This is a genomic window from Erwinia sp. AK-PDG3-5 (assembly GCF_056821705.1).
Map to the genome: position 1 here is coordinate 2263326 of NZ_CM165967.1, position 15309 is coordinate 2278634.

Consider the following 15309-nt stretch of genomic DNA (forward strand, 5'->3'; position numbering starts at 1 on the left):
CGTCACACTCGCGACGCGGGTGAAGATCGGCCCGTACCACTCAGCATAGGCGATTATCCTTCGATATCACTGCCGCAGGCAAGGGAACGCAGAGAACAATTTCACTGATGGATTACAAAAGCTTACGAACCACAGCGGCCTATACCACCCGCCGCTTCGCGCAGCGCTGTTAAATCCATTTGGACTTTCTGAGCTTCCGCCACATCAGCACGCACAGTAACAGCGTGCCGACCAGCGTTGCCGGATAACCATAGCGCGCCTGCAGTTCCGGCATATGGGTAAAATTCATACCGTACATGCTGAATACCACCGTTGGAACCACCAAAATGGCACCCCAACCGGCCAGCTTTTTCACCACCTCATTCTGCTGAACTGTCACCAGCGCCAGATTCACATGCATGGCGCTGGTCAGCATTTCCCGCATGTCATCGGTATCCGCCACCACATGGCTGGCATGATCCTGCACGTCACGAATATAGGCCCGCAGCGGTTTAGGAATGATATGTTCATGAATACGGATCAGCTGGGTGCAGATTTCCTCAACCGGCGCGGCGGCATTCTTCAGCGCCAGCAGATGACGTCGCATGCTGTAAACAACCTGCACCGCGTCCCGATCAAAATCGCTGCGGAACATCGATTCTTCCATATCGCTGATTTTTTCTCCCAGCGCAGCAGTCAGTTCGGAATAGCGATCGGTAATGAAATCCAGAATGCAGTACAGCGGATAGCCCGGACCATGACAAAGCATCTCCGGATTCTGCGCAGCGCGGGTGCGAACCGGGGCATAGCTTTCAGACGCGCCGTGGCGGATGGTAATCAGAAAGTTTTTACCGGCAAAGAGATGCGTCTCGCCAAAGCTGAAGTCACCTTCATGCTCCTTCACCGTTTTCACCACGATAAATAGCGAGTCGCCGTACTGCTCGATTTTAGGGCGCTGATGGGCGGTCAGGGCGTCCTCGACCGCCAGCTCATGCAGGCCGAACTCTTCCTGCACCTTATACATAAAGTCGGGCTCGGGCTGGTAAAGACCCAGCCAGACAAAGGCGTCAGGCTCTTTGATCACCTCGCTAATATCTTCCATGTCCACGACTTCATCCTGCCGGCCAGGCCGGTAAACCATGCTGTTGATTATCATATTGTTCCGGGGAGTGCTGCTAAGATGCTAACAGCATAATGCCTGTTGTGTGTTTATGCCTTCTGACAATGACAGGATTCAGTCTGACAGGCTGGCTTTTATGATGGCAGTCAGCGCGAGGAAGGCAGGTTCAAGCTCTTGCTCATCCATATGAGCAAATCCCAGCAGTAATCCCCTTGATGTCACCGTGCCGACAAAATATCGCGATAAGGGCCGCACCAGCAGGCCACTGTTGTTGGCTTGCCGTGCAATGTCAGCATCATCGCTATCAATGGGCAGTTGCAAAATCAGATGAAGACCGGCGTTACTGTTGTAGAGCCCCAGGGCATTGATCCCCATAACGCGGGTAATCAAATCGACCAGAATCTGCCTGCGGCGTCCATAGAGCTGGCGCATCTTGCGAATATGCGCCGCGTAATATCCTTCACTAATAAATTCGGCCAGCGCCGCCTGAACCTGCAGGTGTCCACCGCGATACAGTTCACTGTGCATCTTTTTAAGCGGGGCTGAGAGCGTTTTGGGCAACACCATATAGCCAAGACGCAGTGCCGGATAAAGGGTCTTACTGAAGGTGCCGATATAGATAACCGGACTGTTCTCTTCAAGTCCCTGCAAGGAGGGAACGGGCTGGCCGGAAAAACGGAATTCACTGTCATAATCATCTTCAACGATCCAACTCCCTGAGGTCCGGGCGATCGACAACAGGTGCTGTCTGCGACTCAGGCTCATCACCGACCCCAAAGGATACTGATGAGACGGGGTGACGAAGATAAGCTTGGGCGAGGCACCCACCTTCTGCTCGGGAATAAGACCCTGTTCATCCACCGGCATGGGCGTAATGCCGACGTTGTTGATGCGCAGAATATTCTTTATTCCCCAATACCCCGGCTCCTCGGTCCATGCGCTGTCACCGGGATTGCACAAAGAGCGCGTCACCAGGTCCAGCGCCTGATGAATACCCTGGGTGATGAGGATCTGATCGGGGGTACATCGCACCCCACGCGCCGTCCGCAGATAGTCGGTCAGGGCCACCTTCAGCACCTCCGCGCCGCCGGTGGAATCGTAGGTCAGGTGCTGCGGAAGGGGATGACGTACCTGACGATCCTGGAACTTCTTCATCACCCGATGAGGAAAATGAATGACGTCCGGTACGCCGGGAAGAAAAGGCCCCCACTGGCTGGGACTTGCGCTGGCATGATGAAGAAGCTGCAGGCATCGGTCTGAAAGTAGCGAACGGTCTTCTGCCACGGGGTGTTCGGGATTGACCGACGCCTGGGGCCGGGCATCCAGATTATCCAGTACGCTGTGGGTGACGAACGTTCCATTGCTTTGCTGGGTAGAAATATACCCTTCGGCCTGCAATTGCTCATACACCCGCAGCACGGTATTCCGGGAGATCTCAAGTTCATTTGCCAGATCGCGCGTCGGCGGCATGCGGGCAGCGGGGTTAAGGTTGCCATTCAGAATCGACTCAGAGATCGCCGAATAGAGTCGCTTATGCAGTTTTCCTTCCCCACGGTGAAAAAATGCCTGTCTGATCACATCTCCAGCAAGTGAACGCATTTGGATCCTATAAATAAAACAGTCTGGCTCTCGTTTAAGGTACCAAACGCTGACAGATTGTCTCTGGTATTACAAACACTTTGTAGAGAGATGAGGCAATGACTATGAACAATAACGAGCTGCAGCAGCGTCGTCTGAGTGCCACTCCGCGCGGTGTTGGCGTCATGTGTGATTTTTATGCTGAATCGGCTGAAAACAGCACGATCACCGACGTTGAAGGGAAGACCTATATCGATTTTGCGGCGGGTATTGCGGTGCTGAACACCGGCCATCGGCATCCCCGGCTGGTGAAGGCGATGGAGCAGCAGTTGCAGGCCTTCACCCATACCGCCTATCAAATTGTGCCTTACGAGAGCTACGTATCGCTGGCGGAGAAAATTAATGCTGCCGTGCCGATCCCTGGCCCACTGAAAACCGCCTTCTTCTCAACCGGAGCGGAAGCGGTGGAAAACGCGATTAAGATTGCACGCGCGCATACCGGGCGTCCGGGGGTTATCGCCTTCAGCGGCGGGTTCCACGGTCGCACCTATATGACGATGGCCCTGACCGGTAAAGTGGCACCCTATAAAAAAGGGTTTGGCCCATTCCCCGGCTCCGTTTACCACGTGCCGTATCCTTCCGAGCTGCATAACATTTCAACAGCGGATGCATTGACCGCCATTGAACGTCTGTTCAAAGCGGATATCGATCCCAGCCAGGTAGCCGCCATTATATTTGAGCCGGTACAGGGTGAAGGCGGATTTAATGTGGCGCCTGCTGAGCTTATCGCCGCCATTCGTCATCTTTGTGATGAGCACGGTATCCTGATGATTGCTGATGAAGTGCAGAGCGGTTTTGCCCGCACCGGGAAACTCTTCGCCATGGATCATTATGCCCATCAGCCAGACCTGATGACGATGGCCAAGAGCCTGGCGGGAGGGATGCCGCTGTCAGGCGTGGCGGGCAAGGCAGAAATAATGGATGCGCCGTCACCGGGCGGACTAGGCGGCACCTATGCCGGCAACCCACTGGCGGTGGCTGCTGCCCATGCGGTGCTGGATGTTATTGAAGAGGAAAAACTCTGCCAGCGTGCGGATGTTCTTGGCGACCGTTTACGTGTTGCGCTGGTGGAATGCAAAGAGTCCTGTGCGGAACTGGTGCAGGTTCGCGGCCTGGGTTCGATGATTGCGGCGGAATTTTGTGATGCGGAGACGGGTGCGCCTTCCGCAATCACGGCACAGCGGATCCAGAATTGCGCGCTGCAACAGGGTCTGCTGCTACTCACCTGTGGTCAATATGGCAATGTGATCCGCTTCCTTTATCCTTTGACCATTCCCGACGACCAGTTTGATGCCGCGCTCAACATCCTTAAATCGGTGATAAAAAGCTGAAGGACTCACGCTTCCTCATTCCCTGTGCCGGAATACTTCGCTCACGCGAGCGCCGACGAGTGTTATTACTCGTCGGCGCCTGAACAGCATTGTGATTAATGCGAAAAATACCGACAACGGCGTTATCGTCACCTACATCCATCAGGGACACCCTTATCGCGTACGCGGTGGCAATACCATCATGGCCGGTTATAACATGATGATTCCGTTCCTCGTCCCCGAAACGCCGGAGGAACAGAAATCCTATTTGCGAATGAACGTTAAGGCGCCACTGGTGTATACCAATGTGGCCATCCGCAACTGGCGATCCTTCACCTATCTGGGTATCCATGAATTTTATTCACCCGCCGCGCCGTAAAGCCGGGTCAAACTTGATTATCCCGTCAGTTTGGGGAAATACCATCACCCGCAAAATGCGGATGACCCGATGCTTTTTCATAGGGTCTACGTTCCCAGCTATCCCGGCAGTAACCTCACCGCACGCGAGCAGTTTCAACGAGGAATCGCCTGGTTATCAGGAAAACCTTCGAGACTCACGAACACATGATCCGGGAGCAGTTGCAGCAAATGCTCGGGTCGACAGAATTTGATCATCAACGGGATGTTGCGGGTAGTGACGCAGATTTTAAAAAGCAGTCAGAAAAGGCGTGGCCCACGATGGGCATTATCTTTATCCAGCGATGCCCTATCTGTCATATGCCAAAATGAACGATGAAGATATGCAGGCGTTCTACACCTATTTCAAACAGGATGTGAAGGCATCCGCTCAAAAAAATTATCGTCAATTACGTCAGAGGTCAGTGGGGGAATCCTCCCCATCCGGTTGATGAAGACAACATTGAGGGCGTTTTAAACGCGGATAAATAATAACCGTACAGGCCGGGAAGGTTGGAGGTGGTCGGCCGGGCAGATCGCGGAATGAGAATCTGGGAAATTTCAGATATTTGAGAGAAAAATTGAGTGAGCTATCAATGTCGTTGAATATAGCTAGCAATTACAACACGGAGCTAACTCATGATCACTTCCCCTAAAATTGTCTTTTTATCGCTTTTCGCCGCCTCCTGCACGGCTGGTGCTGCGCAAACTGCGCCCGTTGCCAATCCGCTCAGCGTCCATGTCCTCAACCTGGAAACAGGTACGCCAACGCCGGGTGTGGAGGTTGAACTCCAACAGCGCCAAAAGGATAACTGGGTTAACCTGGCGTCAGGAAAAACGGATGACCATGGGCGCATCGCTGCACTGTTTCCGCAGGATAAGCCGATGACTGAAGGCGATTACAAGGTGGTATTCAAAACCGGCGATTACTATAAGAGTGCGGGCAAGCCAACGTTTTTCCCTGAAATCCCGGTGTTGTTCCATGTGGAAAATGGCGGGCATTACCATATCCCGTTACTGCTGAGCCAGTATGGTTACTCGACCTATCGCGGTAACTAAAAGAAACCGTCTGGTTGACTGAGCGGTCTTGTTTCCCAAAAGGGCCCGTTGCCTGAGGTGACGGGCCCTTTTGGGTCAGAGGCTCAGGATGCGGTACGGAAAACGGCCACCATGTCCCGAAGATGAGCCGCACGGTGTGCCAGATCATCCGCCGAGGTGGCCGATTCCTCAACCAGCACGGCGTTTTGTTGGGTTACCTGATCCATTTGATTTACGGCGATATTAATCTGCGTAATACCGCTGCTTTGCTCTGCGGATGAGGTTGAAATATCGCGGATCAGTTGTGAGGTCTGCTCAATGGCCTCCACGCTCTGTCTGACCCTATCTCCTGCATTCTTAGCCATAGCGATCCCCTCATGGGCATGATCAACCGACTGCTCAATTAACCCTTTAATCTCTTTCGCTGCAGCAGCCGAACGTTGCGCAAGGGCGCGCACTTCAGAGGCGACCACCGCAAATCCTTTGCCTGATTCTCCGGCACGCGCCGCTTCAACCGCGGCATTCAGCGCCAGAATATTGGTCTGGAAAGCGATGCCGTCAATCACGCTGGTGATCTCTTCAATTTTTCCGGAACTGCCGCGGATCTTATGCATTGTTTCCATCACGGATTCCATGGCATCCCCACTGAGAAGGGCAGCACTGGTTGCCGATTCTGCCATGGTGGACGCGTAGCGGGTATTTTCAGCATTATGACTGATGATGGACGCCAACTGCTCCATACTCGCGGCAGTCTCAGCAAGGGAAGCCGCCTGCTGTTCGGTACGAGAAGAGAGATCGCCGTTACCGCTGGCTATCTCTTCGGAAGAGGTTGCGATGGTGACAGCATTGGTTTTGATGCCCGAGACAAGTTCTGACAAACGGTTCTGCATCAGCAGCAATGCGTTTAACAACGTGGACATCTCATTCGTTCCTGTCACCGTAAACGAGGTCGTTAAATCGCCTGCAGCAACTTTGCTTGCCGCATTAACCGCCAGTTCCACCGGTCCGGTGACCGATCGCGAAATCATAACCGCCGTATATACCGCGAGTAACGCGATACTGAATAAGCCGGCCAGCAGCCAGAATTGAGCATGGCGTTTTTCGGTTGCCTGACTTTCCAGCATCTGGGACAGTTTATCCGCGCTATTCGACCCTAACTCTGCGTAACGGTTTATTGACTGGGTGAAAACGCGAATGTATTCGGCGGGCGCGACGGTAACGCTTTTACTGACAAAGATATGCTCCGCCAGTTGCAGGGCGTCATTGGCCTGCTTATTCGCATCCTGATCTGAACGGGCAAAGATTTCACGCAGGCTGGGTTCGATAGTGAACACTTTTTCCATATTGCTATTGAACTGCGCGAGGGCGGTTTTGCCACTTTCGATTTGAAACGCCATACGACTGCGATCCGCCTCAGTGACGTTATTGCCCGCAGCAATCACAGACGCGCCACTGGCTCTGATTTGTCCAAGGGTTTCGGTAAGCTGAGGTAAACGACTAAAAATACTGATAATAAACTGATAAGTATTGAGATCGGCATCCAGCGTTAAGCCATAAAAATCCAGCACATTCTGATTCGCTATCAGCAGTTTTTGAATCAGGCTGGCGTGGCGCTGCAGGCTGTCTGACAGGCTCAGCTTCCCGGCTAAAATATCGTTTTGCAACTGCTGCCAATCATCATTGAACGTCGTCAAACTGGTCAGCGGCTGCGCAGTGTTATCCACCTGCTTGAGGTCGGCGATAATCGTTGTGAGATCCCGGCTGGCATCTTCAGCCATCGCCAGGCGAGGCGCGTTGTCAGGTATATGTTGAGAAATCGCAATGGCGCTTTCGGCGCGGTGACGCTGGATTTTATTAAGCAGCGTCAGCATTTTTTTCTCTACCGGAATGCCGCTGAGTTCAATTTTCTTTGCATCAATAGCCAGACCGCCGCTTTGAATGAATAAAGCCGTGGGCAAAAAAAACAGTATCGCTGAAAACAGCCCAAGCATTAGAAACTTTGCAGGCAAACTGGTGCGGTTAAGTAGGTTTTTCATTCTTATTTCCTGGTGTAGGAGTACTGATTTTTTTTGTCAGACAGACCCAGCAGACAATTATTTTTAGTTATTTTTTATCCATTAACATCAATCTTTGCAGGTGTAGATACGCTAATTTTTATCTTTAGGTAGATGCTTCAGAGGTTTATTCAGCCTCCCCGGTTAATCAGAAAAATTGTATTATAGGTTGCGATCGGGGAATTGACAGGTGAATAAGCCACTAAATTTATTGGAGGTAAAAATAAAGCCAAATTAACTATTGGCTATGTTTTTCAAGGTGTTATGGGTTTTTCTTTCGGGCATTTGATACGTTGCGCGCGCTATCAGTGAGAAACAATCATTTATTAACCGCCTAATGAATTGCTGAGGCGCGAAAAAGCGGCGGGAAATGGACTTTAATTTTGGAAAGGGTTTCAATAAAACCTTACAAGCCTCAGGAACCCTGTGAGCAGAACGGTTCATTTTTTCTTTTGAGACAAAAGGACAAAATTAGGATGCTCTCCGGCCAGTAACAATAGCAATTCGTATTCTCCCTGGCTAAGCGGGGTTGGATTCTTTCCCGTCTCTTTCATCTGCCAGACGCGCAGGCTGAGATCGAAACGCTCTGCGGCAGTTTGCTGAGAGAAGCCGGCGGCGATCCTGAGTTCACGAATGTTATGCTTCACGGCCACAGGCGGTTCTATAAATTGATTTCTCATAATGATATTCCTGATGCCTCTCGCATTATGACGCCGGTTATGACGTTGTTAATGCGTCAATTTTTACGTTCGCGGCTGACTCTATTCTGCGGAGGCAATTTTATGTGTTTGGGGTTGTAGTGTAGGTATTCCCTGGTGCTGTCATTGCAAATGATAAGGGTTATCGTTTAACTATGTAGTGCACTTTATAATAGCGCGCTACTTATTTGGTTGGTCTATTGTGGCACTCATCTGTAAAAAGTAAAACATTCCCGTGATTAAATAAATGCATCGTCTCCGTATAAATATTTCGTTAAAGAAAATGAAAACGTCATCCGTCAAACTGCATTTACTCTTCGCGGGAAAAATAGCGGCGTGGCTTTTGGGGAAGTTGCGGGGCAGTCTGAAACCCCGGCGGTTTATTGAGATCGAGAAGTGATAAATGTCAGGACAACCGCACTGAGCAGCAACACACCGCTCAGTCCAAACGTGCTAAGCCAGCCCAGATGATCAAACACCATCCCGCCAGCCGTTGACCCAAGGGCAATTGACAGCTGAACGACGGCCACCATCAGACCGCCGCCTGCCTCGGCATTCTCCGGTAGCGTCTGTGCGATCCATGTCCACCATCCCGTTGGTGCGGCAGTTGCAAGCATTCCCCAAAGCCCTAATAGCGGCGCAACCAACCAGACGTTGTGACCCGCTAGCATTAACAGCCCGGCGAGGGTAGCCATAAGAAAAGGGATGGCCATGAGCGTCGGGTAAAACCGCGCGTTGAGAAAGAGGGAGACGATTAACGTCCCAACAAAACCTGAAACACCGATAATAAGCAAAATCAGTGATAAGCCGGACGGGTTTACCTGAGTGACGGTTTCCAGAAACGGGCGCACATAGGTAAATAAGGTAAACTGCCCCATAAAAAATAAGCCACACGCCAGCATGCCAATTAAAACAACAGGACGGCTTAATAGCCGAAAAACCATTCCGCGAGGCTGATTTGTCTTATTACCGGGCATATCTGGCAGACTCAACCATTGGCAGATGAAGGCGACCAGCGCAACCGGGACAATGCAGATGAAGGCGCCGCGCCACCCGATGGTTGCGCCAAGATAGCTCCCCAATGGGGCTGCTACGACAGTCGCCAGTGCATTACCGCCATTAAAAATGGCCAGCGCATGGGATACCCGATGCGAGGGCACCAGACGAATGGCCGTAGCCGCAGACAGAGACCAGAATCCGCCGATGGCAATACCAATCAGCGCACGCCCTGACATATAGACCAGATAGCTGGAAGCCTGCGCAATGATCAACCCCGACATGGCCATTAATACCGTCATCCCCAGCAGAAGGTGTTTGCGGTTTATATTGGCGGCAATGTCAGAAATTGTCAGACTGGTCAAAACCGCCAGTGCGCCGGAGATGGCGATCCCGAACCCAGCCAGTCCTTCGGTGACGTCCAAATCGCTGGCAACCGGTGTCAGCAGGCTGACCGGCAAAAATTCAGAAGCAACCAGGACGAAAGCGCAGAGGGTCATCGCAAAAATACCACTCCAGTTTGCACGTTGCGGGTTATGGGATGTTTTAACGCTCGATAGGGACATAATTTTACCTTCTCTAAATATCAGCCCTGAATGAGAAACCGCCTGTCGGTGACTGGCGGTTTTATCATTGAATCATGCTCGGGAAGTTAACGTAGGCGGGTTTTAAAGAACGTATCAAAGCGGGTGAAAGGTATCTTACCGGCAACGTTGTCGTATAAATCGACATGGTTAGCGCCCGGGACAATCACCAGTTCTTTATCTTTGCTGCCAACCGCCTTAAAGGCATCTTCCGCAAAATAGCGTGAATGGGCTTTTTCACCGGTAACGATTAACGTTGGAATAGTGATTTCATTGGCATAGCTCAGCAATGGCATATTCATAAACGACAAGGGCGTTGTGGCTGTCCAGGCACCGGCAGAGTTAACCGAACGCGGATGGAACCCGCGCGGCATACGGTAATAATCGAAGAACTCCTTCAACACGGGATTGGGATTTGCGGGTAAGGTTTCCGGTAGAATGCGTTCGGAAGTCGTTACCTTCCCGCTATCATCAACATAAATATCATGACTCGCATAGGCGGTTTGGCCGCTTTCTGCATCCTTCCAACGCTGCTCGTTCAGATAGTGCAAAACCGCACGGCGGTCGGCCGTTGAATAGCGGTCTTTTCCCTCGCCAACACCATGGCCCATGGCGCGGCTCATGTCGTACATAACGCTGGTCGCGACCGCTTTGACGCGGGTATCCATTGCTGCTGCATTCAGCGCCATACCTCCCCAGCCGCAGATGCCGAGCAGACCGATGCGGTTGCGATCGACCTCTTTTTGTAAACCAAGGAAATCTACCGCAGCACTAAAGTCTTCGGTGTTGATATCCGGAGAGGCAACATTGCGTGGCGAGCCGCCGCTTTCTCCGGTATAGGAGGGATCAAAGGCCAGGGTAACAAACCCATCTTCTGCCAGTGTCTGCGCGTATAAACCGCTGGATTGCTCTTTGACCGCGCCAAAGGGACCGCTGACCGCAATTGCCGCAAGCTTGCGGTCGCCACGATCTTTAGGAATATACAGATCGCCGACCAGAGTGATCCCGTAGCGGGTTGGGAAGGTCACCTTACGATGTTCGACTTTACTGCTTTCAACAAAGGTTTTGTCCCATTTCTCCACCATCGACACGGGCGCATTTGGATTGGTTGATTCAGCGTGACTCATTGTTGTAACTCCACTTAATGACGTACATAGCAGTAGCGCGGGTATGACAGCTGTGACTTTACGGGTGAAAATTTTCATAAAAGACCCCCCTTGAAAAACACGGTGTGAATGCAGTTTCCGCAAGGGAAGGCGCTGCATTTGAGCTCGAAAAGGGGATTATACTTAGCGTAAATAGTGATGATTAGTCGGCGGAAACTGCTAGGATTCATACCCTAATGGTATAGATCGAGATGCACGGGGACGGTGATGGCCAAACGGGAAAACTACAATGAGCTTTATCTGTTTATGCAGGTGGTGCGGGAAGGCAGTTTTACGGCCGCAGCGCAGCGGCTTGGGCTCGCTCAGTCTGGCATTAGCCGTTCTGTCCGCGAGCTTGAGGAAAGGTTAGGAGTACAACTTTTGGTCCGTACCACACGCAGGCTATCGCTGACCCAGGCCGGTGAGCAGCTCTACAATACGGCGGAGAACGGATTCGATGCGCTGAATAGTGGACTGGCCACACTGGCACATTATCGTCAGACGCCTTCTGGTACCGTGCGTATTAATGCCAGCCAGCATGCCATTGATAAAGTCCTCCTGCCCAAGCTGGCGGTTTTTCAACAACGCTACCCGGATATCCGGCTGGAACTGATCAGCGAAAGCCGGTTTGTCGATATTATTGCGGAAAGATTCGATGCTGGCATACGCCTTGGACCTGAAGTCGGACAAGGCATGATCGCCGTGCGGATTACGCCCGATATGGAGATGGCAATTGTTGCTACACCTGAACATTTTCGTCGTTATGGCTTTCCACAAACTCCGGAGGATTTAGTGGCCCATCCCTGTATTGCCTACCAGTTTGCCGACGGCAGTGTGTATGCCTGGGAACTTAACCATCAGGCAAAAAAAATCACCCACCGGCCTCAGGGACAATGGGCCTTTTCTGACAGTTATATGGAGGCCGAAGCCGCCAGGCTTGGCCTGGGATTGGCATATGTTCCAGAGGAACTGGTATCCGATGATCTGCAGCGGGGGAGATTGGTCAGAGTGTTACAGCGTTTCAGCCAACGCCTCGACGGTTCATTCCTCTATTATCCGCATCGGAATGTGTCACCGGCATTAAGAATCGTGATTGATGCATTAAAAACCTGAAGGTTGAGGGTGGGGGTATTGGTGAAGCCGTTCCCCTCTGGCAAACTGTCCGCTAACGTCCATCGCTGAAGGCGCTAAGGTCTTTCTGGGAGAATAATTATCCTGTCAGTTTTCGGCCATATCAGTTATAACGTCATGTCATAATATACCCCGGTACCCTATATGAGGATGTATGCCACACTCCCCCGAAGATAAGAAACGCGCGCTAAACAGAATAAAAAGGATTCAGGGGCAATGCGAAGGGATACAGCGTTCGCTGGAAGCGGGTGCGGATTGTGCCCCGGTACTGATGCAAATGGCAGCAGTCAGAGGCGCGATGAATGGCCTGATGACCGAAATCCTCGAAAGTTATATAAAAGAAGAGTTTGCCGGGAAATTGAAGCCTGACAGCGAGGCGGGTGAAGATATCGGTGAGCTGGTCAAGCTGGTCAAATCCTACTTCAAATAACGTCCTGTTAGTATGTTCAGTCATCTCAATGCCGGCAGCCCACCCACAGGCGGCTTTGTGCCTAAAAAACTGCGCATCTGCTCAGTTAGCCAAATATCAGAAGCACCCGCCAAAATATCGTCATGATCCTCAGCGACATTTAAATTCTCGTTATAACAATCAATTAATTCATTAAGTACTATTTAATACCCAGAGTCTATATACCCCATAGGGGTATGCGATCTATACTCTTCCCCATGATGAATCATTCATCCCTGCAGAGAGCGGTGAAAATGAGCCTAACAATCTCGCCGTCCGCTTCCTCTAACCCTATTTATGTGGAGTGCAATATATGAAATCTCGTGCTGCGGTTGCGTTTGGTCCAGGCAAGCCTTTAGAAATTGTCGAGCTCGATGTTGAGCCGCCGCGTGCTGGCGAAGTGCTGGTGAAAATCAGCCATACCGGCGTGTGTCATACCGATGCCTTCACCTTGTCTGGCGACGATCCTGAAGGGGTGTTCCCTGCAGTGCTGGGCCATGAAGGTGCAGGTGTGGTGGTTGAAGTGGGTGAAGGGGTCACCAGCGTTAAGCCAGGCGATCACGTCATCCCGCTGTACACCGCTGAATGTGGCGAGTGCCTGTTCTGTAAATCCGGCAAAACCAATCTGTGTACCGCCGTTCGTGCCACCCAGGGCAAAGGCCTGATGCCAGATGGCACCACGCGTTTCTCCTATAACGGCCAGCCAATCTATCACTATATGGGCTGTTCAACATTCAGCGAGTACACCGTGGTCGCTGAAGTTTCGCTGGCGAAGATCAATCCGGAAGCCAATCACGAGCACGTTTGCCTGTTGGGGTGTGGCGTGACCACCGGTATTGGTGCGGTTCACAATACGGCTAAAGTGCAGGCAGGCGACTCGGTAGCAATCTTTGGCCTGGGCGGTATCGGTCTTGCAGCGATTCAGGGCGCGCGTCAGGCGAAAGCGGGTCGCATCATTGCTATCGACACCAACCCAGGCAAGTTTGAGCTGGCTAAACAATTCGGCGCGACCGACTGCATTAATCCAAACGATTTCGACAAGCCGATTCAGGAGGTCATTGTTGAAATGACCGGCTGGGGTGTTGATCACTCATTTGAATGTATTGGCAACGTGAACGTGATGCGTGCCGCGCTTGAGTCTTCGCACCGTGGTTGGGGTCAGTCCATCATTATTGGCGTTGCCGGCGCGGGTAAAGAGATCTCCACGCGTCCGTTCCAGCTGGTAACCGGTCGTCAGTGGAAAGGCTCGGCGTTCGGTGGCGTTAAAGGCCGCAGTCAGTTGCCTGCAATGGTTGAAGACGCGATGAAAGGGAATATTGAGCTCGAACCGTTTGTTACGCACACCATGGGTCTGGATGACATCAACGATGCATTCGATCTGATGCACGAAGGTAAATCTATCCGCACCGTTATCCATTACTGAGATCAGCCAGCCTTCAGAGGTAATGATCTCCCCTAAAATAACGGCTGCTTAGACCTGTTACCGGTTACCCCTGCTGGGAGTAACCGGTTTTTTTATGCCTGAAAGTCATGCGTAGTGGATGGCCGTAATAGCCTGGTGGTGTGTTATTTCACGGATAAATACCAACCCTGCCAGTACCTGTAACGCATCCGCCGATAATGACAGCGGATGGTAGGAAAGTTCATCGGCCAGTTTATTAAATGCCACTTCAATAGGCTCCGGCGTGGCGGGGGATTCGCCAGCAGACCGGCATTATATAGCGATATCGTCGTTGAGATTGACCTGAGATCGCAGGGCAATCTCTCTGCGCCAGGCATCAACCCGTGGCGGCCAGTGAATTCCCTTCACGATGGATAATGAACGCAGCAGGGGGAAAAGGCGAATATCCGTCAGTGATACTGTTTCACTGTCACGCTTCGTCACTGATATTAACGTTTCCAACGCGGCAAGTTTCTCATTCATTTCGGCAACCAGCGAATCGGTTTGTTCAAGTAAAGACGGGAACGGGCCAAAAACAGCTTCTTTCTTAGCGGTAAAATACTGCCTTGCTGGCGCCTGACGAAACTCTTCAAAATCTGAACTCGCCCAGCGCGGGATCGCCAGTTGAAAAAGGCGTGTCGAAGCGTCATCCATCCAGCTTTCAATCGCTGAGTTTTCAGATCCAGTCAGCATCGGTGAACCGTAGGTGGCATCAATATAGTTAACGATATCCAGACTCTCACCAATCGCCTGGTTGCTCTCGGTGACCAGCACTGGCAGCATTTTTTTCCCAATGAGTCGCGTTGGCGTGGCTTCATCATTATTCGGCAGAGTAACGATTTCACAGGCAACGTCTTTTAAGCCAAAAATCATGCGTGAACGCACGCAGAACGGGCAGTGATCGTAAACATAAAGTTTCATAGCAGTGTCTTTTTTGGTCTGTTGCAGGAGTTTAGCGGGTAAAGCCATCGAAGGGTTTCATATACACGGCACCGAATGGGTTCAGTCGTGCGCGAATTTCATCATCCGGCTCACCGTAAACCGTCAGGCAGGTGATGGTCACCAAAGAGAGGAAGGCTTCGGCGAAAGGCGCGAACGTGATGTCGACATGGCTTACCACATCCTGCTGGCGATAACGCTCAACAATGTGGGCCGTTTTCTGGTCGTCGCTGACGCTGTAGACATAGCTGAGGGTGCCGGGCTCTTTGCTGGTGGCTTCGACCACGCGGGAAACTAATTCCTTAAACGCCGGAAATTGTCCGTCATTGACGGCCAGGTGAAATACACAGGTAATTTCATTTTTCATAAAGATCTCCAGAGATCGGGGAGGA

14 protein-coding genes and 2 pseudogenes are annotated in these 15309 nt (G+C 51.6%); 7 read left to right on the top strand and 9 right to left on the bottom strand.

The features are described from left to right. Positions 1–169: 169 nt before the first annotated feature. Entirely contained in the window at positions 170–1135 is a 966-nt protein-coding gene (locus tag AC1UKS_RS10435; protein WP_265910607.1) for a magnesium and cobalt transport protein CorA, read from the bottom strand. 78 nt (positions 1136–1213) lie between these two features. Further along, on the bottom strand, positions 1214–2698 hold the full coding sequence (gene pdxR / locus AC1UKS_RS10440; protein WP_482436750.1) for a MocR-like pyridoxine biosynthesis transcription factor PdxR: 1485 nt from the start codon (positions 2696–2698) through the stop codon (positions 1214–1216). Positions 2699–2802: 104 nt separating this feature from the next. Between pdxR and puuE the strand changes: the two genes are divergently transcribed. From puuE to uraH, 4 genes and pseudogenes are all read left to right on the top strand, one after another. Continuing rightward, on the top strand, positions 2803–4068 hold the full coding sequence (gene puuE, locus AC1UKS_RS10445; protein WP_482436922.1) for a 4-aminobutyrate transaminase: 1266 nt from the start codon (positions 2803–2805) through the stop codon (positions 4066–4068). A 67-nt stretch (positions 4069–4135) separates the two neighbouring features. Continuing rightward, a pseudogene (locus tag AC1UKS_RS10450) lies at positions 4136–4677 on the top strand (spermidine dehydrogenase); the annotation flags it as partial. A 20-nt stretch (positions 4678–4697) separates the two neighbouring features. After that, positions 4698–4844: pseudogene (locus AC1UKS_RS10455) on the top strand (cytochrome c); the annotation flags it as partial. A gap of 238 nt (positions 4845–5082) precedes the next feature. Continuing rightward, positions 5083–5502, top strand: coding sequence for a hydroxyisourate hydrolase (gene uraH / locus AC1UKS_RS10460; protein ID WP_265910603.1), 420 nt, complete (start codon positions 5083–5085; stop codon positions 5500–5502). Positions 5503–5585: 83 nt separating this feature from the next. Here the strand turns inward: uraH and AC1UKS_RS10465 are convergent, their stop codons facing one another. From AC1UKS_RS10465 to AC1UKS_RS10480, 4 genes are all read right to left on the bottom strand, one after another. Then, positions 5586–7517 carry a methyl-accepting chemotaxis protein gene (locus AC1UKS_RS10465; RefSeq protein WP_482436752.1) on the bottom strand — a complete coding sequence of 644 codons (1932 nt, stop codon included), beginning with the start codon at positions 7515–7517 and terminating at the stop codon, positions 5586–5588. Positions 7518–7975: 458 nt separating this feature from the next. After that, positions 7976–8215 carry a transcriptional regulator gene (locus AC1UKS_RS10470; RefSeq protein ID WP_482436753.1) on the bottom strand — a complete coding sequence of 80 codons (240 nt, stop codon included), beginning with the start codon at positions 8213–8215 and terminating at the stop codon, positions 7976–7978. 398 nt (positions 8216–8613) lie between these two features. Further along, positions 8614–9795, bottom strand: coding sequence for an MFS transporter (locus AC1UKS_RS10475; protein WP_482436754.1), 1182 nt, complete (start codon positions 9793–9795; stop codon positions 8614–8616). Between the two features lie 86 nt (positions 9796–9881). Further along, positions 9882–11018: an alpha/beta hydrolase gene (locus AC1UKS_RS10480; RefSeq protein ID WP_482436756.1), complete on the bottom strand. Its 1137-nt coding sequence runs from the start codon at positions 11016–11018 to the stop codon at positions 9882–9884. A gap of 168 nt (positions 11019–11186) precedes the next feature. Here AC1UKS_RS10480 and AC1UKS_RS10485 point away from each other — a divergent pair, with 168 nt between their 5' ends. The 3 genes from AC1UKS_RS10485 (at position 11187) to AC1UKS_RS10495 (ending at position 13960) form a co-directional block, all read left to right on the top strand. Beyond that, positions 11187–12071 (top strand): LysR family transcriptional regulator, encoded by an 885-nt coding sequence (locus AC1UKS_RS10485; protein WP_482436757.1) that lies wholly within the window; start codon positions 11187–11189, stop codon positions 12069–12071. Positions 12072–12243: 172 nt separating this feature from the next. Then, on the top strand, positions 12244–12519 hold the full coding sequence (locus AC1UKS_RS10490) for a metal/formaldehyde-sensitive transcriptional repressor (protein WP_013202339.1): 276 nt from the start codon (positions 12244–12246) through the stop codon (positions 12517–12519). Between the two features lie 331 nt (positions 12520–12850). Beyond that, positions 12851–13960, top strand: coding sequence for an S-(hydroxymethyl)glutathione dehydrogenase/class III alcohol dehydrogenase (locus AC1UKS_RS10495; RefSeq protein ID WP_482436759.1), 1110 nt, complete (start codon positions 12851–12853; stop codon positions 13958–13960). A gap of 105 nt (positions 13961–14065) precedes the next feature. Here the strand turns inward: AC1UKS_RS10495 and AC1UKS_RS10500 are convergent, their stop codons facing one another. Genes AC1UKS_RS10500 through AC1UKS_RS10510 form a run of 3 tightly spaced genes read right to left on the bottom strand, consistent with a single transcriptional unit; the run spans position 14066 to position 15284 of the window. After that, positions 14066–14206: a hypothetical protein gene (locus tag AC1UKS_RS10500; protein ID WP_482436760.1), complete on the bottom strand. Its 141-nt coding sequence runs from the start codon at positions 14204–14206 to the stop codon at positions 14066–14068. Positions 14207–14251: 45 nt separating this feature from the next. After that, a complete protein-coding gene (grxB, locus tag AC1UKS_RS10505; protein ID WP_482436762.1) occupies positions 14252–14899 on the bottom strand; it encodes a glutaredoxin 2 in 648 nt (215 codons plus the stop codon). Positions 14900–14930: 31 nt separating this feature from the next. Continuing rightward, entirely contained in the window at positions 14931–15284 is a 354-nt protein-coding gene (locus tag AC1UKS_RS10510; protein ID WP_482436763.1) for a putative quinol monooxygenase, read from the bottom strand. Positions 15285–15309: the final 25 nt, after the last annotated feature.